Raw genomic sequence first — 16,704 nt, 5'->3', positions numbered from 1 at the left:
ATGACCGACAAATTCATCTCCATCGAAGCCATCGCGAAGCGCTATCCCGGCGCCGGCGGCGCCACGACCACCGTGTTCGAGAACCTGTGGCTGTCGATGGCGCGCGGCGAGTTCGCCTGCGTGATCGGGCATTCCGGCTGCGGCAAGACCACGGTGCTCAACATTCTCGCCGGCCTCGATGCGCCGAGCGAGGGCGCCGTCATCGTCGACGGGCAGGCGATTTCGGGCACCAGCCTCGACCGCGCCGTGATCTTCCAGAGCCACGCGCTCTTGCCCTGGCGCACCGTGCTCGGCAACGTCACCTATGCCGTCAGCTCGAAATGGCGGAGCTGGGACCGCGCCAAGGTGAAGGCGCACGCGCAGACCTTCATCGATCTCGTCGGCCTGACCGGCTCCGAGCACAAGCGGCCGTCAGAGCTGTCGGGCGGCATGAAGCAGCGCGTCGGCATCGCGCGTGCGCTCTCGATCACGCCGAAGATCATGCTGATGGACGAGCCGTTCTCGGCGCTGGACGCGCTGACGCGCGGCACGCTGCAGGACGAGGTGCGGCGCATTTGCCTCGAGACCGGGCAGACCGCGTTCATGATCAGCCATGATGTCGACGAGGCGATCTACCTCGCCGACAAGATCTTCCTGATGACCAACGGACCCGGTGCGGTGCTGGCCGAGGTCGTCGAGAACCCGCTGCCGAGGGACCGCGGCCGCACTGATCTGCACCGCCACCCGCTCTACTACGCACTGCGCAACCACATCATCGATTTCCTGGTGACGCGCAGCAAGACGTTTACCGCCGAGACACCCGATCACGATCCGCGTAATGTGCCGCTGGTGCATATCGGCAAGCCCGGACTGACGATCGCATCCAGTGGTGACGAGCAACGCCAGGCCTGGACGCCCGGGACCAGTCCCGGACTGACTGCTTGAAAAAGGAGACCCTGACATGAAACGCGAAGACCTCACTGAGAAGCTGCTCGACATCAAGCGCGAGAAGGGCTGGAGCTGGAAGCACATCTGCGACAAGATCGGGGGGTATTCCGAGGTCCTCATCGTCGGCGCCATCCTCGGCCAGATGAAATTGACGAAGCCGCAGGCTGCCAATGCCGGCGAGCTGTTCGGCCTGTCGAAGGCGGAAGTTGCGATGCTCAACGAGGTGCCGATGCGTGGCACCGGCACGCCGATGCCGCCGACCGATCCCCTGATCTATCGCTTCTACGAAATGGTGATGGTGAACGGCCCGGCCTGGAAGGCGCTGATCGAGGAAGAATTCGGCGACGGCATCATGTCGGCGATCGACTTCGACATGGCCATGGAGCGCGTCGCCAACCCGAAGGGCGACCGCGTCAAGATCACCATGAGCGGCAAATTCCTGCCGTACAAATATTACGGCGCCAGCGGCAACGTGCCGGAATACGGCTTCAAGGAGGAGTGACCGACGCAGTTAACCGCTGGTGAAGCGGCGGCCCGGTGTTTGCGGTCCATGGTTTGCCTGACGGCAACCTCTGGAGGCTAGGTAACGGGCCTCGCTTCAACCACAGGTACCCGTGATGAAATTTCGCTCGCGTTTTGTCTTGGCAGGCGTTGGTCTGCTGGTCGTGATAGCTCCCGCCAAGGCCCAGTCCCAGCGTGTCATCGCCGAGCAAGGCGGCGGTGGTCTGCGGCAGGAAGGATCGGTGCGTGTGCAGACTTCGATCAACTTCTTTGTCGCCGGTCCGACCGGGGACAGCGAGGAGGCCCAGAAACTGCGCGACCGCGCGCGCCGCACGGTCTATGAGATGGCGGCGCGCGAATGTGATCTCCTGCGCGAGGTGCTCGCCCGCGATTGCCGGATGGAGTCGGTCAACACCAACATCAACCGGCAGTTCGGACCGCAACAAGCGGAGGGATTCAATATCAGCGGATCGATGGGTTTTCAGATCACGCTGAAATAGAGCCAGACGGCGGGGTCACTTCCCCGCCTTCACCTCGGCGGCCGCCACCGCGAGCAGCTCGCTCATCTTGGCGCGAATCGCCTGCTCGGTGACGGCGACGTTCTTGGCGGTGAAATCGGCCGTTATCTTGCGCAGGACGTCGGCATCGCCGGCCTCCTCGAAATCGGCCGCGACCACCTCCTTGGCATAGGCGGTGGCGGCATCGCCTGACATGCCGAGCTTTTCAGCCGCCCACAGCCCGAGCAGCCGGTTGCGGCGGGCCTCCGCCTTGAATTTCTGCTCCTCGTCGAGGGCGTATTTCTTCTCGAAACCTTCCTGGCGCTTGTCGAACTCGCTCATGCCTTGTTCCAAATCCCCTGCTGAATGGAGCGGGAGCCTTCCGTTGCGGCGACCCGACTGCATGCCTACATAGATAGCACGAATCGGCAAAACAACGGGCCGTTAAGCCGCAGGCAAGATGGTATAAGTTGGCGCCGGACGGCCGGATCGATTGTGCTCGGTCAGCCAATCGGATAGGTTGCCTGAAGGCTCGGTTCCCGTTCTGTTTCCAAGGGTTATGGACGGGGTTCCGGGTCGTTCACGGCAGCTCCGCTGTGGGTCGTAAATCCTAGTAACCGGAGCACACCAAATACATGGATTTCAACAAAACACGGTACATCCCCATGAGCCGGCGGCGTCGCATTTATGAAGGCAAGGCAAAGGTTCTGTATGAAGGCCCGGAGCCCGGTACCCTGATCCAGCACTTCAAGGACGACGCGACCGCGTTCAATGCGAAAAAGCATCAGGTAATTGAGGGCAAAGGCGTCCTCAACAACCGGATCTCGGAGTACCTGTTTCAGCACCTCAACGACATCGGGGTGCCGACCCACTTCATTCGCCGTCTCAACATGCGCGAGCAGTTGATTCGCGAGGTCGAGATCGTGCCGCTCGAGGTGGTGGTGCGGAACGTCGCCGCGGGCTCGCTGTCGCAGCGCCTCGGCATCGAGGAGGGCACCCAGCTGCCCCGTTCGATCATCGAATTCTACTACAAGAACGACCAGCTCAACGACCCCATGGTGTCGGAAGAGCACATCACGGCCTTCGGCTGGGCGACGCCCCAGGAGATCGACGACATCATGGCGCTCGCCATCCGCGTCAACGACTTCCTCACCGGCCTCTTCCTCGGAATCGGCATCCGCCTCGTCGACTTCAAGATGGAATGCGGACGTCTGTTCGAGAACGAGATGATGCGCATCATCGTCGCCGACGAGATCTCGCCGGATAGCTGCCGTCTGTGGGACATCAAGTCGAACGAGAAGCTCGACAAGGACCGTTTCCGCAGGGATCTCGGCGGCCTGCTCGAGGCCTATACTGAAGTTGCAAAACGTCTCGGCATCCTCATGGAGAACGAGCGTCCGCAGGGCTCCGGCCCGGTGCTGGTGAAGAGCTGAGGGAATTTCGACGTGAAGGCACGTGTCACCGTTACCTTGAAGACGGGCATCCTCGATCCGCAAGGCAAGGCCATCGAAGGCGCGCTGAAGTCGCTCGGCGTCGACGGCGTCGCCAGCGTCCGCCAGGGCAAGGTGTTCGACATCGAGCTCGCCGGCGCCGACAAGACCAAGGCGGAAGCCGCGCTGAAGGAAGCCGCCGACAAGCTGCTGGCGAATACCGTGATCGAGAACTATCGGGTCGAAATCGTCTAGGCCTGTCCGCCATGGTAGCCCGGATTGCGCTTCGATCCATCCGGGCTACGAAGCGATTTCCTCATAGCCATCCGGCGCGACGAAAACGCCAGTACAGCGCGGTGCACGCCGTCAGCATCACGCCGAGCAGCATGTAATAGCCGTAGTCCCATTCCAGCTCCGGCATGTGCTTGAAGTTCATGCCGTAGATGCCGGCAAGCGCGGTCGGGATCGCGATGATCGCGAGCCAGGACGCGAGCTTCTTGGACACCGCCGTCTCCTGCGCCTGGCCCACCAGCAGGCTGGCCTCGAATGCGAAGGCCAGCACCTCGCGCATGGAATCGATGCGCTCCTGGATGTTGCGGACGTGGTCGGTGACGTCGCGGAATAGCGGCTGCATGGCCTGCCGCACCATCGACAGCTCGTCATGCTCCAGCCGGCGGCAGACCTCCACCAGCGGCCCGATCGCGTTGCGCAGCCGCAATAGGTCGCGGCGCAGCATGTAGAGCCGCTCGATCTGGGCTTTGCTGATCGCCTTGGACAGCACGTCGTCCTCGATACCCTCGACTTCGTCGTGAATGCTCTCGAGCACGGGCGAGTAATTGTCGACGATGAAATCGAGGATCGCATAGAGGATGTAATCCTCGCCGCGGGCGAGCGCCCGCGGGCAGCTTTCGCAGCGTTCGCGCACCGGCCTGTAGGACGTCGAGGCGCCGTGGCGCACCGAGACCAGATAACCCTCGCCGACGAAGATGTGGGTTTCGCCGAAGACGATGCGGCCCTCGACCAGCTGCGCCGTCCGCGCCACGATGAACAGGGCTTCGCCATATTGCTCGATCTTGGGCCGCTGATGGGCGTGGTTGGCGTCCTCGATCGCGAGTTCGTGCAGGTCGAATTGCTTCTGCACCGCGCCGAGCAGCGCCATGTCGGGCTCGTGCAGGCCGATCCAGACCACGTGGCCGGGCTTGGCCCGCCAGCTCGAGGCCTCGCTGATGGCGATATTGGCGATACGGCGGCCATCGACATAGGCGCCGGCGGCGACGACGCCCTCGGTGGACACGGGCTCGGAGGGGGACGTGGGCAGCGACGGGACGTTCATGGCTTCAATCCCGGGCAAGATCGTCGGGCAAAAGTGCCTCGGCTATGGCCTGTGTACAAGGCCGTCCGGCAAGGCTAGCACTGGTAAAATCCCCGTCAAATGGCTATGTCTCTTCGCGAATTGGCCCTTTGGCCAGCCCGATTCCCATCACCGTCGGAACTTTTGCCATGAAAGCCGCGATCCTCGTCTTTCCCGGAATCAACCGCGAACGCGACATGGCGCGGGCGCTGAGGATGATCTCGGGCAGCGAGCCGGCGATGGTCTGGCACGCCGAGCCGTCACTGCCCGCTGGCACGGATCTCGTGGTGGTGCCGGGCGGCTTCTCCTACGGCGACTATTTGCGCTGCGGCGCCATCGCGGCACGCGCGCCGGTGATGGACGCGGTGCGCGACTATGCGGCCAAGGGCGGCCTCGTGCTCGGCGTCTGCAACGGTTTTCAGATCCTCTGCGAGTCCGGCCTGCTGCCGGGCGTGTTGATGCGCAACGAGCGGCTGAAATTCATTTGCCATGACGTGCATCTGCGCGTCGAGCGGTCCGACACGCCGTTCACCCGCGGCTACAATGCCGGACAGGTGATCCGCGTGCCGGTCGCCCATGGCGAAGGCAATTACGAGGCGGACGAAGAGACCATCAAGCGGCTCGAAGGCGAGGGGCGGGTGCTCTATCGCTATTGCTCCGCCGAGGGCGTGGTGGACGAAGCTCACAACATCAACGGCGCCGCGCATTCGATCGCCGGCATCGTCAACGACAAGGGCAACGTGCTCGGCATGATGCCGCATCCGGAAAACCACGTCGAAGACATCATGGGCTGCACCGACGGCCGCGGCTTGTTCGCGGGCCTGACCGCGCATCTGGAAAAAGCCGCGTGATTGCGTTCGCGGTGAAGCGGGCTCTCGCTGCGATCGCGGCGCTGGCATTCGCGACGGCCGCGTTCGCGCAGGAGTATCCAAAACGTCCGATCACCATGATCGTGCCGTTCGCGGCCGGCGGCACCTCGGACGTGATCGCGCGCGCGGTGGCCGAGCAGATGGGCATCGCGCTCGGCCAGACCATCGTGATCGAGAACGTTGCGGGGGCCGGCGGCTCGACCGCGCTGGCGCGCGCCTCCCGTGCCGAGCCCGACGGCTACACCATCGCAATCGGCAATGCCGGCACCAATGCCGCGACCTACACGATCTATCCCAAGCTGCCGTTCACGCCTGATTCCTTCGTGCCGATCGCCATGGTGGCGAAGACGTTCGGCATCATCGCGCTGCGCAAGGACTTTCCGGCGAAGGACCTCAAGGAGTTCATCGCCTACGCCAAGGCCAATCCCGGCAAGATCAATCTCGGCCATGCCGGCGTCGGCTCCTCGAACTATCTGATCTGCAAGAGCTTCGTCACCGCCGCCAGCATCGACGCGACGCTGGTCGGCTATCGCGGCGCCGCGCCCGCGCTGACCGATGCCGTCGGCAGCCAGATCGACGGCGTCTGCGATGCGGCGGCCTCGGTCTCGCAATCGATCAACGAGAAGCTGGTGAAGGGGCTCGTGGTCGGCTCGACCGTGCGGCTCGCCACGCTGCCGGACCTGCCGACCTCGGCGGAAGCGGGCCTGCCCGAATTCGAGGCACAGGGCTGGAACGGTCTGTTCGCGCCCAAGGGCACGCCGCCGGCCGTGATTGCCAAGCTGAACGCCGCGGCGCGCACGGCCGTCGAGACCGACGCGGTCAAGAAGCGCTTTGCCGACCTGTCGACCGTTGCGCCCGATGCCAATGAGCATACGCCGGAGCTGCTGCAGCAGCTCGTGACACGGGACGTCGAAAAATATCGGAAAATGCTGGCGGACGACGCCAAGTAGCAGGCCGCTCCTGCCGGTTCCCGCATTGGCGGGAGACGGCTTTGCGCGACTCAAGGAATCCGCGCGACGACCTTGATCTCGAAGTCGAACCCGGCAAGCCAATTCACGCCAACAGCCGTCCAATTCGGATAGGGCGCGTCGCCGATCTCGGTGCTGCGGACAGCCATCACCGTATCGATCTGTTAGGCAGGATTGGTGTGAAACGTGGTAACATCCACCACATCGTCCAGCGTGCATCCGGCAGCTGCGAGCACCGCGCGCAAATTGGCAAACGCACGCCGGACCTGGTCCTCGAACACGGGCTCGGGTGAGCCGTCCTCGCGGCTGCCGACCTGTCCCGAGACGAACAGCAAGTCGCCAGACCGGATCGCGGCCGAATACCGATGAGCTTCATAAAGTGCTTGACGGTGAGCGGGGAAGATGGCCTCGCGCTGGAGCATGTGGCTGTGCCTTTCGAAAGATCAGGGGCAGGGACCGCGAATTGCCTTGCGGCGCCGGTCGTGACATTGTTCATATACGGTTCGTATGTGAGCTTATCGCTCACATACGGGGCGTATGTCAACAGAAAATGGGTCGAGCATGATCGAGGGAAAACGTGCCGCAGCCATGGCGGAAAATCGGGCCAAGCTCATCCGCGCTGCGCGCAAGGCTTTCGCCACGCAGGGTTATGCAGAAGCGTCGATGGATGAGCTGACGGCCTCGGTCGGGCTGACACGGGGCGCGCTCTATCACAATTTCGAGGACAAGAAGGGGCTGCTCTGGGCCGTCGTCGCGCAGATCGATGGCGAAATGGCGGAGCGGCTGCGCGCGATCCGGGAGCAAGCGCCAACCTTGTGGCAGGGCCTGCTCGCAGAGGGCAGTGCCTATATCGAAATGGCGCTCGATCCTGAAATTCAGCGCATCATGCTTCTGGATGGACCTGCCGTACTCGGTGATCCATCCAAATGGCCCGGCGAGAACGCCTGCCTGGATATCACCATGCGAACGATCCGGTCACTGATCGACGAGAAGGTGGTGAAGCCTTTGGATGTTGAAGCAGCCGGGCGACTGCTGAACGGCGCCGCGCTCAGTGCCGCATTATGGGTCGCCGCAGCCGACGATCCGAAAGTCGTGCTGAACAAGGCCGTGGACGCGTTTCGACAGTTGGCGAGCGGATTGCTGCGCGACTCGAATGGCCGCGCATGATGCAAATTTCGCTCGTGAACCTCCGTCACGCTTGAGGCGACTGACTCCTCGTCGCCATCACGGCGCGTGCGTCCGGGGTCGCTGATTTTCTGCAAGGGGAGCAACTCAAAGTTGTTCCGCCGCTGCAATTGCGATATCACGGAGCGTGCGCTGTCGCTGTGCCCGTGGATGTCACATGCCCGTTGCCCTGATCGTTCTGCTGCTCGATCTCACGCTGATCTATCACGCCTCGCGAACCGGGCGGTTGCGGCCCTGGGCCTTCATCATCCTGCTGGTGCCGATGATGGGCGCGCTCGCCTATATCGCGGTCGAGCTCATTCCCGAATGGTTTTCCAGTCACGGTGCCCGGCAGGCGCGCCAGCGCGTCGCCAACCGGCTCGATCCGGAGAAGCGCTATCGCGAATTGTCGGACCGGCTGGCTGACGCCGACACCATCGCCAACCGCGCGGCGCTGGCGGACGAGTGCGCGAATATCGGCCGGTTCGCTGAGGCCGAGCAGCATTATGACCACATCCTGAAGCTGCCGATGGGGCACGATCCCGCCTATGCGTTTCGCAAGGCGCAGGCCGAGTTTTCCGCCAAGCGTCCGGCCGACGCGCTCACGACGCTCGACGATCTTCAGAAGCAATGGCCCGACTTCGATTCCGCGGATGCGCATCTGCTCTACGCCCGCGCGCTCGTCGAGGTCGGCCGGACCGACGAGGCGCTGGAGGAATATCACGCTCTCGCCGGCTACTACCCCGGCGCCGAAGCGCGGGTGCGCTACGGCCTGCTGCTGCAGGTGGTCGGCCGCACCGCCGAGGCGCGAATGGTCTTCAACGAGTTGCTGATCCAGATGCGCCGCGCACCGAAATATCTGCGCAACGCGCAGGCGGAATGGCTGTCGATCGCCGAGAAGCAATTGTCGGCGTCGCGCTAGTTGCCTTCGCGCTTCAGAACCAGCGCCAAATTCCGGCAAACGCGACCAGGTCAACGAGGTAATGCGCGAGCACGACCGGCCAAAGGGCGCCTGACCGCCAATACATCACCATGAAAAGGATGCCGAATATTGTGGCGAGAAGGATGTTCCCGACCCCGGACCACCAATGATGGGCACCGAACATGAGAGAAGTGATGAGAACGGCAAAGGCGCCGTCACCCAGGTAAGGTCGGGCGGTGTTCCGAAGCAATCGCCTGAAGATGATCTCTTCGCTGGCCGCGACCAGTATCAGGCCAACGACGAGATCGAAGACGTTGAGCCAGCCGATTGGGTGCGGATACTTGCCGACGATGGTCGCCGGAAATGTCGCATTCATGAGACGTAGCGGCCACTGACCCAACCGGTCCAGCAGCACTGACCCTGCAATCCAGACCCCGATTTCAAGTAGAGAGATCCGGCGTTTCTCCCTGCGATAGGCGATCGCGCGTGCTGCCGGAATCGCCGCAAGGATGACCAGAGCGGCGACTCGGCCGGCATAGTCCCAGACGAGCCAGCCCGCGGCACTATGCTGATGCAGTCGCATCAGTTGGGATGCAACGAGCGGGAAGAGCGCGAGCGCAAACCACCAGAGGCTGGGCGCGCGATCGGCCTTTGAATCGCCAATGGCGTCCGGTGAACGACTTTCCATGCTGGGCCCTGACGGAGGGATGCGTCACGACAGGCTTGCGCTCGACTACCTCATATTCGTCCAGCGTGTGTCAATCGAGCTATGCCCGCGCTGGCGCTCAAAGCCCGCGCAATCGGCCTAGCGCAGCTTGAACTTCTCTGCCGGCACCGTCATCGCCGCCACGCCCGCCATCACCAGCAACAGGCCGAGCGCGAGGTTCGACGGCACGCTCTCGCCGAGCAGCAGCACGGAGAGGCCGACGCCGATCGGAATGCGCAGATACCCTTGCGCATTCGTGGTTAGCGTACCGAGGCGGCCGAGGCAGACGTAGAACAGCATCAAGCCCAGCGCGCTCGAGACGATGCCCATGACGATGGTGGCGACGATCGCGGTCGGCGTCGGCTGCAGCGTCCAGGGCTGATCGATGATCAGCGAGGGCGGCAGCAGGATGAGACCGCCGAATAGCAGCGAGCCGGCCGCCACCACCATCGGGTCGTATTCGGAGAGGCGAAGGCCGAAGATCGTGGCGCAGGCAAAGGAGATGGTGGCGAGCAGGATCGCGATCTCCGCCACGATCTCGGTCCCGAAGCCGCGCAGTGCATCGAGGCCGACGATGAGAATGGTGCCGGCGAGGCCGAGGATCGCGCCGGCGAGCTTGAGCAGCGTTGCCGGTTCATGCCGGGTGATCAGCGAGGTGATCAGGAAGGCGAAGATCGGCGTGGTCGAGGCCAGCACCACGGTGTTCGACGCCGGCACATAGAGCTGCGACCAGGTGATGATCAGGAACGGAAAGGTCGAGTTGATCAGCTGCTGGGTCGCGAACAGCTTCCACGCCTTCGCGTCGGTCGGGACGCTGATGCCGCGCATCCACAGGATCGCGAACAGGAAGGCAGCCGCGATCAGTGAGCGTGCCGAGATGAAGGTGATGGGCGGGATGGTGGGAAGCGCCAGCTTGGCCAGCGGGTAGGTCGAGCTCCAGCAGCAGGCGAGCGCGAGCAGCAGCGCATAGTCGCGCCAGTTGCGCGCGCCGGTGGCGGCCATGGACGGCAACGGCGATGAAACGGAGGCCGCTGAGCGCCCCGCCTCCGATGTGCTCTGCGGCACCTTGTTCCTGCTCCCCGGCGCGACAGCGCTTGCCGGGAAGTCTGGGCGAGGGGGCGCGAAAAGGGAAGGCGCCGAGCTATGCGTTTGGCTGAGGTAGCGCCTTCCGCTTCATCCGCTTGATCGTGCCGGAAAAGGTGAGCAGCACCCGCGTCCCGGACGTCATCTTGCCGCGCAGGAAGATCAGCGAGCCGCCGGCGCGGGTGACCTCGCCGGTGCATTCGATCAGCTCGCCCTCGCGTGCCGCGTCGAGGAATTCACAGGCAAAATTGGTCGTCACAGCCCGGCTGTCCAGGACATGGGTGGCGATCGCAAACAGGGAGTAGTCGGCAAAGGCCATGTAGCAGCCGCCGTGGACGTTCCCGGAGCCGTTGAGGTGCTTTTTCTCGACCCGGAAGGCGCTGCGGACGTTGCCATCCGCCTCGATCCGGTGCCAGAAGGGGCCGACATGGGACTCAAAACTGTCGCGAATCCAGGTCCGCCAGCCCACAAATTCGCCCTCGGTGGCGACGTGGAGGTCAGGGCGGCGGGGTGGGGGCGCTTTGGTCAATTCGTGCAAGGAAATGGGCCTTCAATTGCGGGTGTTCAGCCCTTAAATCCGATCCGTCCGCGCCGTGCAATTCCTGTTCCCGCCGTCCCCGCCTGCAAAACGTGGGACAGCGGGAAAATGCGCCATAAAGGGCTTTTCGCGAGCCCCGGATGTTCCTAAGAACGGCCAAACCGCCGCCGAAAGCCTGGAATCCATGAAGAACGAACCCAAGATCACCCCCGAACTGGTTGCCGCCCATGGGCTCAAGCCCGACGAATATGAGCGCATCCTGAAGCTGATCGGGCGGGAGCCGACCTTCACCGAGCTCGGCATCTTCTCGGCGATGTGGAACGAGCACTGCTCGTACAAATCCTCGCGCATCCATCTCAAGGGCCTGCCGACCAAGGCGCCCTGGGTGATCCAGGGCCCCGGCGAGAATGCCGGCGTGATCGACATCGGCGACGGCCAGGCCGTGGTCTTCAAGATGGAAAGCCACAACCACCCGAGCTACATCGAGCCCTACCAGGGCGCCACCACGGGAGTCGGCGGCATTTTGCGCGACGTCTTCACCATGGGCGCGCGTCCCATCGCCTGCCTCAATGCGCTCAGCTTCGGCGCGCCCGAACATGCCCGGACACGGCATCTGGTCTCCGGCGTCGTCGCCGGCGTCGGGGGGTACGGCAATTCCTTCGGCGTGCCGACGGTGGGCGGCCAGGTGCGCTTCCACACCCGCTATGACGGCAACATCCTCGTCAACGCGATGGCTGTCGGCCTCGCCGATGCCGACAAGATCTTCTATGCGGCGGCGTCCGGCGTGAACATGCCGATCGTCTATCTCGGCTCCAAGACGGGGCGCGACGGCATCCACGGCGCCTCGATGGCCTCGGCCGAGTTCGACGACAAGTCCGAGGAGAAGCGCCCGACCGTGCAGGTCGGCGATCCCTTCGCCGAGAAGCTGCTGTTGGAAGCGTGCCTCGAGATCATGGAGAGGGGCTGCGTCATCGCGATCCAGGACATGGGCGCGGCGGGCCTGACCTGCTCGGCGGTCGAGATGGGCGCCAAGGGCGACCTCGGCGTCGATCTCGATCTCGATGCGGTGCCGACCCGCGAGACCGGGATGAGCGCCTACGAGATGATGCTCTCGGAGAGCCAGGAGCGCATGCTCATGGTGCTCAAGCCCGAGAAGGAAAAGGAAGCCGAGGCGATCTTCAAGAAGTGGGGCCTGGACTTCGCCGTGGTCGGCTACACCACGCCGAGCAAGCGTTTCGTGGTCAAGCATGGCGGCGACGTCATGGCCGACCTGCCGATCAAGGAGCTCGGCGACGAGGCGCCGCTCTACGACCGTCCGCATGTCCCTTCCGCCGCGTTGCCGGTCGTGCATGCGCGCGATGTGCCGGCGCCGATGGGCGTAGGTAGCGCGCTGGAGAAGCTGATCGGCACGCCCGACATGTGCAGCAAGCGCTGGGTCTGGGAGCAGTACGACCACGTCATTCTCGGCAACACCATGCAGCGTCCCGGCGGCGATGCCGCCGTGGTGCGCATCGAGGACGGGCCGAAGGGGCTGGCGCTGACCGTTGACGTCACGCCGCGCTATTGCGAGGCGGACCCGTTCGAAGGCGGCAAGCAGGCTGTGGCGGAAGCCTGGCGCAACATCACCGCGGTCGGCGGCAAGCCGCTCGCGATCACCGACAACCTCAACTTCGGCAATCCTGAACGGCCCGAGATCATGGGCCAGTTCGTCGGCTGCCTGAAGGGCATCTCGGAAGCCTGCCGCACGCTCGACTTCCCGGTCGTCTCCGGCAACGTCTCGCTCTACAACGAGACCAACGGCCGCGCGATCCTCCCCACACCGTCCATCGGCGGCGTCGGCCTGCTCGACGATTTCACCAAATCCGCCTCGCTCGCCTTCAAGGCCGAGGGCGAAGCGATCCTCCTGGTCGGCGAGACCCATGGCTGGCTCGGCCAGTCCGTTTACCTGCGCGATATCTGCGGCCGCGAGGAGGGCGCGCCGCCGCCGGTCGATCTCGCCGCCGAGAAGCGCAATGGCGATTGCGTGCGCGGCATGATCCATGGCGGCACCGCGACCGCCGTGCACGACCTCTCCGACGGCGGCCTCCTGATCGCGCTGGCCGAGATGGCGATGGCGGGCGGCATCGGGGCCAAGCTGCTGGCGGCGCCGACTTCACTGGTCTCGCAGGCCTATTGGTTCGGCGAGGACCAGGCGCGCTATCTCGTCACCGTGCCGGAGACCGAAGCCGGCCGCGTGCTTGCCAAGATGCGCGGCTGCGAAGTGCCCTGCGTGCGGATCGGCACCACCGGCGGCGATGCGATCGCGATCGCGGGCGAAGCGCCCGTGGCGATCGACAGCTTGCGCAAATCGTTCGAGCGCTGGCTGCCGGAATATATGGGCGGGAAGGCGGCCTGAGCTGCTGCCACGCACTCCGTCATTGCGATGAGCGAAGCGACGAAGCAATCCAGACTACCTCCGCCGGGGGACTTTGGATCGCTTCGCTGCGCTCGCAATGACGCGTGGAGGGACCTCGTGCCTCACAACACGTGTGACGCCCCCGGGATCTTCCGCAACGCCGCCGTCAGGCCCCAGCTCAGGATCACCGTGAGCACGAGGCCGATCGCGGCCTTCACGATCGCAGGCCACGCATAGTCGAACAGCGCGTACTGGATCCACAGCGCGATCGGGTAGTGCACCAGGAAGATGCCATAGGCATCCGCCTGCATGCGGTCGAGCAGGGTCGGCCCCGGCGCCTTCGAATGCAGGAAGAAGGCGAGGATCGCGAGCAGGATCGAGGCCGAGAACAGCACGAAGAACGTGCCGTAGAACACGTGGTACCAGTGCGGCAGGTGATCGGGATTCCCGAGGATCTCGCGCTTGATGTAGATCATGCACCACATCAGGCAGTAGGGGATCAGCGTGACGATCACCCATAGCCAGCGCTGCTTCGGCAACTGACCGTCGGCGCTGAGGATGCCGCGATCGAAATTCGCCGAACCGACGCTGGCGCCGATGAAGAAGTAGCTGAAGTAGAGCAGGATCCGGCTCGCCTGCACCGAGAACGGTCCGAACTCGAACCATTTGTTGGTACCGAAATAGAGCAGCGCAGGCAGATAGACGATGACGCTTACGGCGACAAGCATCAGCCAGAACACGGCCGGCTGCTGAAATCCGAGCAACGAGACGCGGTTGCCGGGATCGACCAGATGCGCCGAGACCCGGTAGAGCAGGCTCGCGGTCAGGTCGAAGGCGAGCAGCACCCATACGAACCAGATCGGGCCGCTCGGCCATGGGCCCGACGTCACCGTCTTCCACCAGAACGCTGCGAAGGTCAGCTCGGGCTCGGCCCGTAGCGCGATGGCGTAATAGGCGAGCGGGATGATGGTGAAGGCCGCGATCGCGAACGGCAGCCCGAGCCGCAGCAGGCGGTCACGCAAAAAGACCGACGGCGCCTTGCGCGCGATGCCCGGCCAGGTGAACAGGCCCGACAGGAAGAAGAACATCGCCATGAAGAAGCTGTCGGTGGCGAGCACGATCATGTCGAAACCGGCAAAGGAGGCCGGATCTGTGTGACCGAAATGCGTGTAGGGGATCACCGCATGATGCAGCAGCACCACAAGGGTCAGGAAGGTGCGGGCACGATCGAGCGACAGATTGCGCGCTTTGGTTTTCGGCGCGGCGTGTGCCTCCGCGCCGATCGTCGCTGAATCCGCCATCGTCATCATGGTCCCCCGCGCGCCTGCCCCGGGCCGGACTGTGCCGCCGCGAGCCCGATTCAGCAAGGCTCGTTTGCGCCGTAGTTGAGGCCCCACTTGAGCCCCAACCTGGGTCCTGACACCCGTAGGAACCAGTTCCGAACAGCGAAGTTAGCGTCCGCCGAAGGGAAGGGCTGACGGCCGCGAGGAGCGGCACAATTCGGAGCTGGCAATGACGATCCTGAAATGGGCGTTGATCTTCCTACTTGTCTCGATCGTGGCCGGCGTGCTCGGCTTCAGCGGCATTTCGGCCGTCTCCGCCGATATCGCCCGCTTCCTGTTTTATGTCTTCGTCGTGATCTTCCTGGTGTTGCTGATACTTGGGCTCACGATCTTCAGGGCGTAGCCGGGCGGCTGCACCAGTCCTCAGTGGGCTGCGAACGGCATGACGCGGGCCATCAGCTCGGCCAAGAATTCATCAGGACGATCGAACGGAATGAAATGGTCGCCGCCGCGAATCCGAGCAAACTCCTTGTGCGGGGCGGTGACCTCCTTGAAATATTGCTCGGCGGGTTCGCTCGGCGTGACGCCATTCGCATCGCCCTCGATGAAGAACATCGGGATCGAAAATTCGAACCCGAGCGAGGCCATATCGCTCTGAAACATCGGCCCGTTCCGTCCCGTCAGGTACTTTGCTGAGAAGGCGGCGCCCCTCCGCCAATTGTACAGATCAAGCAGCGAGACATCCGGCATGAAGAGCGGCGGGATGGGACCGGCGAGCTGGAAGCCGTCGGCGAGCGGCAGACCCAGCACATTGCTCCATTTGTCCGCAATCAGGCGATTTTCCGGGGTGAGGACCGGTTGTGAAGCGATCGGCGCCAATTCGGCCAGGGCCTCTCTGTTGGTGGCCGCTGCCGCAAGCCGTTGCAAACGCGCGATGGTGAGTTCGAAGGCCTTCTCGAAGGTCGCCTTGCCGACCACCTGGCCTGTGCCGACATAGGCCGAGAACAAATCCGGACGTTGCTTCGCCATTCGAATTCCCAGGAATGAGCCCCAGGAATGCCCGACCAGGACGATCTTGTCCTTGTGCAAATGCGTGCGCAGGTGCTCGGCCAGTTCGATGCCGTCTTGCGTCATCCGCTCCAGTGTCATCGTGGGGGCGAGCGCGTCTCCAGCTGCGCCAAAGGTGCGCCCGGTGCCGCGCTGGTCCCATTGGACGACAGTGAAATGCTCTTCCCAGGGGCGCCAGCCCGACGAGATCGGCAGGGTGGATCCGCCGGGGCCGCCGTGGACGAACAGGAGAACCGGGTTATCCCGATCCTCACCGCGGATTTGAATCCATTGCTTGATGCCGCCGATCTCGATGAACTCTCCCTCCTGCACGCCGGCAGGAGAGCGGATCGCGAGAGTTAGGGCAGCAAGGTGCTGACGATAGGCACGAAAACCCAGCCCGGCTGCAGCGAGCACAATAAGGATGCCGGACAATCCCAGCAACGAGACCCCAATCAGTCTTGTGGCCCGGCGCGGCATCTCGTGCCTTGTGTCGACTGGAAGGAGGCGATCCAGGATCGCCCCGGCGTCACAGCGCGTGCGCCTACCCCACTTCCTCGATCTTCACCTTGTCCGGATAGAAGGCGAGATGGCCGGAAATCTCGCTCATCGCGGGAAAGGGCGTCTCGTAGGTCCAGATCGCATTATCGAGCACCTTGCCGTCGGCCTTTACGCTGTAATAGCTCGCATCCCCCTTGTAGGGGCAGTGGGTGACGCGGTCGGTGCGCGCCAGCAAGGCCATGTTGGTGTCCTCCCGCGGCACATATTGCACCGCCGGATATTTGGCCTCCTTCAGCGTCAGCGCCTTGCTGGTCTCGGCGATCACGATGTCGCCGGCGGTCACACGGACGCGCCGGGGATTTTGGGTGATGGTGATGGGATGGTCGGGCCCTGGAAGCTTCATGATTTCACGCCTTTTCGATCAATCTGCCGCGCGCGGCACTTTGTCGTGCCTTTATCCTGATGGGATCATGGATATAGTGCCGGAAAGCGTGACGCAGAAGTCCGTTCACGCTAAGTTTG

General features: G+C 63.8%; 19 protein-coding genes and 1 pseudogene. 11 read left to right on the top strand and 9 right to left on the bottom strand.

Annotation, left to right across the window (positions count from 1 at the left end):
• From XI03_RS24835 to XI03_RS24825, 3 genes are all read left to right on the top strand, one after another.
• Window positions 1–924: an ABC transporter ATP-binding protein gene (locus XI03_RS24835; RefSeq protein ID WP_038948063.1), complete on the top strand. Its 924-nt coding sequence runs from the start codon at window positions 1–3 to the stop codon at window positions 922–924.
• 16 nt (window positions 925–940) lie between these two features.
• A complete protein-coding gene (gene cynS, locus XI03_RS24830) occupies window positions 941–1,429 on the top strand; it encodes a cyanase (RefSeq protein WP_049801764.1) in 489 nt (162 codons plus the stop codon).
• A gap of 115 nt (window positions 1,430–1,544) precedes the next feature.
• Window positions 1,545–1,928, top strand: a complete 384-nt coding sequence (locus tag XI03_RS24825) for a hypothetical protein (RefSeq protein WP_028142838.1) — start codon at window positions 1,545–1,547, stop codon at window positions 1,926–1,928.
• 15 nt (window positions 1,929–1,943) lie between these two features.
• Here XI03_RS24825 and XI03_RS24820 read toward each other — a convergent pair whose 3' ends face one another.
• The gene (locus XI03_RS24820) at window positions 1,944–2,267 is read right to left on the bottom strand and encodes a DUF1476 domain-containing protein (protein WP_028142839.1); all 324 of its coding nucleotides are present in this window, start codon (window positions 2,265–2,267) and stop codon (window positions 1,944–1,946) included.
• Between the two features lie 323 nt (window positions 2,268–2,590).
• On the opposite strand from XI03_RS24820, the gene purC reads away from it, so the two are divergent.
• Together purC and purS are read left to right on the top strand one after the other, a co-directional pair.
• The gene (purC, locus tag XI03_RS24815; protein ID WP_173015815.1) at window positions 2,591–3,358 is read left to right on the top strand and encodes a phosphoribosylaminoimidazolesuccinocarboxamide synthase; all 768 of its coding nucleotides are present in this window, start codon (window positions 2,591–2,593) and stop codon (window positions 3,356–3,358) included.
• A gap of 12 nt (window positions 3,359–3,370) precedes the next feature.
• On the top strand, window positions 3,371–3,610 hold the full coding sequence (gene purS, locus XI03_RS24810) for a phosphoribosylformylglycinamidine synthase subunit PurS (RefSeq protein WP_028142840.1): 240 nt from the start codon (window positions 3,371–3,373) through the stop codon (window positions 3,608–3,610).
• A gap of 61 nt (window positions 3,611–3,671) precedes the next feature.
• On the opposite strand, the gene XI03_RS24805 is transcribed toward purS, so the two are convergent.
• Window positions 3,672–4,688 carry a magnesium and cobalt transport protein CorA gene (locus XI03_RS24805; RefSeq protein ID WP_028142841.1) on the bottom strand — a complete coding sequence of 339 codons (1,017 nt, stop codon included), beginning with the start codon at window positions 4,686–4,688 and terminating at the stop codon, window positions 3,672–3,674.
• A gap of 167 nt (window positions 4,689–4,855) precedes the next feature.
• Here XI03_RS24805 and purQ point away from each other — a divergent pair, with 167 nt between their 5' ends.
• Together purQ and XI03_RS24795 are read left to right on the top strand one after the other, a co-directional pair.
• Window positions 4,856–5,557 (top strand): phosphoribosylformylglycinamidine synthase subunit PurQ, encoded by a 702-nt coding sequence (purQ, locus tag XI03_RS24800; RefSeq protein WP_028142842.1) that lies wholly within the window; start codon window positions 4,856–4,858, stop codon window positions 5,555–5,557.
• The gene (locus tag XI03_RS24795) at window positions 5,554–6,525 is read left to right on the top strand and encodes a tripartite tricarboxylate transporter substrate binding protein BugD (RefSeq protein WP_271593578.1); all 972 of its coding nucleotides are present in this window, start codon (window positions 5,554–5,556) and stop codon (window positions 6,523–6,525) included. The genes purQ and XI03_RS24795 overlap by 4 nt, the downstream gene beginning before the upstream one ends.
• Before the next feature lie 50 nt (window positions 6,526–6,575).
• On the opposite strand, the pseudogene XI03_RS24790 reads toward XI03_RS24795, so the two are convergent.
• Window positions 6,576–6,965: pseudogene (locus XI03_RS24790) on the bottom strand (RidA family protein).
• A gap of 139 nt (window positions 6,966–7,104) precedes the next feature.
• Between XI03_RS24790 and XI03_RS24785 the strand changes: the two are divergent.
• Window positions 7,105–7,710, top strand: a complete 606-nt coding sequence (locus tag XI03_RS24785; RefSeq protein WP_179879963.1) for a TetR/AcrR family transcriptional regulator — start codon at window positions 7,105–7,107, stop codon at window positions 7,708–7,710.
• Window positions 7,711–7,885: 175 nt separating this feature from the next.
• Window positions 7,886–8,629, top strand: coding sequence for a tetratricopeptide repeat protein (locus XI03_RS24780; protein ID WP_028142846.1), 744 nt, complete (start codon window positions 7,886–7,888; stop codon window positions 8,627–8,629).
• A gap of 13 nt (window positions 8,630–8,642) precedes the next feature.
• Here the strand turns inward: XI03_RS24780 and XI03_RS24775 are convergent, their stop codons facing one another.
• From XI03_RS24775 to XI03_RS24765, 3 genes are all read right to left on the bottom strand, one after another.
• Window positions 8,643–9,317, bottom strand: a complete 675-nt coding sequence (locus XI03_RS24775) for a CPBP family intramembrane glutamic endopeptidase (protein WP_271593577.1) — start codon at window positions 9,315–9,317, stop codon at window positions 8,643–8,645.
• Window positions 9,318–9,434: 117 nt separating this feature from the next.
• Window positions 9,435–10,400 carry a DMT family transporter gene (locus XI03_RS24770; protein WP_271593576.1) on the bottom strand — a complete coding sequence of 322 codons (966 nt, stop codon included), beginning with the start codon at window positions 10,398–10,400 and terminating at the stop codon, window positions 9,435–9,437.
• Between the two features lie 76 nt (window positions 10,401–10,476).
• Complete coding sequence (locus XI03_RS24765) at window positions 10,477–10,956, bottom strand: PaaI family thioesterase (protein WP_038971650.1); 480 nt, start codon at window positions 10,954–10,956, stop codon at window positions 10,477–10,479.
• 184 nt (window positions 10,957–11,140) lie between these two features.
• Between XI03_RS24765 and purL the strand changes: the two genes are divergently transcribed.
• A complete protein-coding gene (gene purL, locus XI03_RS24760) occupies window positions 11,141–13,351 on the top strand; it encodes a phosphoribosylformylglycinamidine synthase subunit PurL (protein ID WP_271593575.1) in 2,211 nt (736 codons plus the stop codon).
• 122 nt (window positions 13,352–13,473) lie between these two features.
• Here the strand turns inward: purL and XI03_RS24755 are convergent, their stop codons facing one another.
• The gene (locus XI03_RS24755) at window positions 13,474–14,661 is read right to left on the bottom strand and encodes an acyltransferase family protein (RefSeq protein WP_271593574.1); all 1,188 of its coding nucleotides are present in this window, start codon (window positions 14,659–14,661) and stop codon (window positions 13,474–13,476) included.
• Between the two features lie 202 nt (window positions 14,662–14,863).
• On the opposite strand from XI03_RS24755, the gene XI03_RS24750 reads away from it, so the two are divergent.
• Window positions 14,864–15,037, top strand: coding sequence for a DUF1328 domain-containing protein (locus XI03_RS24750; RefSeq protein ID WP_028142852.1), 174 nt, complete (start codon window positions 14,864–14,866; stop codon window positions 15,035–15,037).
• A 20-nt stretch (window positions 15,038–15,057) separates the two neighbouring features.
• On the opposite strand, the gene XI03_RS24745 is transcribed toward XI03_RS24750, so the two are convergent.
• Complete coding sequence (locus XI03_RS24745; protein WP_271593573.1) at window positions 15,058–16,125, bottom strand: alpha/beta fold hydrolase; 1,068 nt, start codon at window positions 16,123–16,125, stop codon at window positions 15,058–15,060.
• A gap of 100 nt (window positions 16,126–16,225) precedes the next feature.
• Window positions 16,226–16,585 carry a DUF427 domain-containing protein gene (locus XI03_RS24740; protein ID WP_212251766.1) on the bottom strand — a complete coding sequence of 120 codons (360 nt, stop codon included), beginning with the start codon at window positions 16,583–16,585 and terminating at the stop codon, window positions 16,226–16,228.
• Window positions 16,586–16,704 lie beyond the last annotated feature (119 nt).

The sequence above is a fragment of the Bradyrhizobium sp. CCBAU 65884 genome, from assembly GCF_028128835.1.
In the GTDB taxonomy this organism is placed as follows: Bacteria; Pseudomonadota; Alphaproteobacteria; order Rhizobiales; family Xanthobacteraceae; genus Bradyrhizobium; species Bradyrhizobium ottawaense.
Note: the sequence above shows the minus strand (reverse complement) of the source record. Positions and strands in the feature narration are given on the sequence as shown.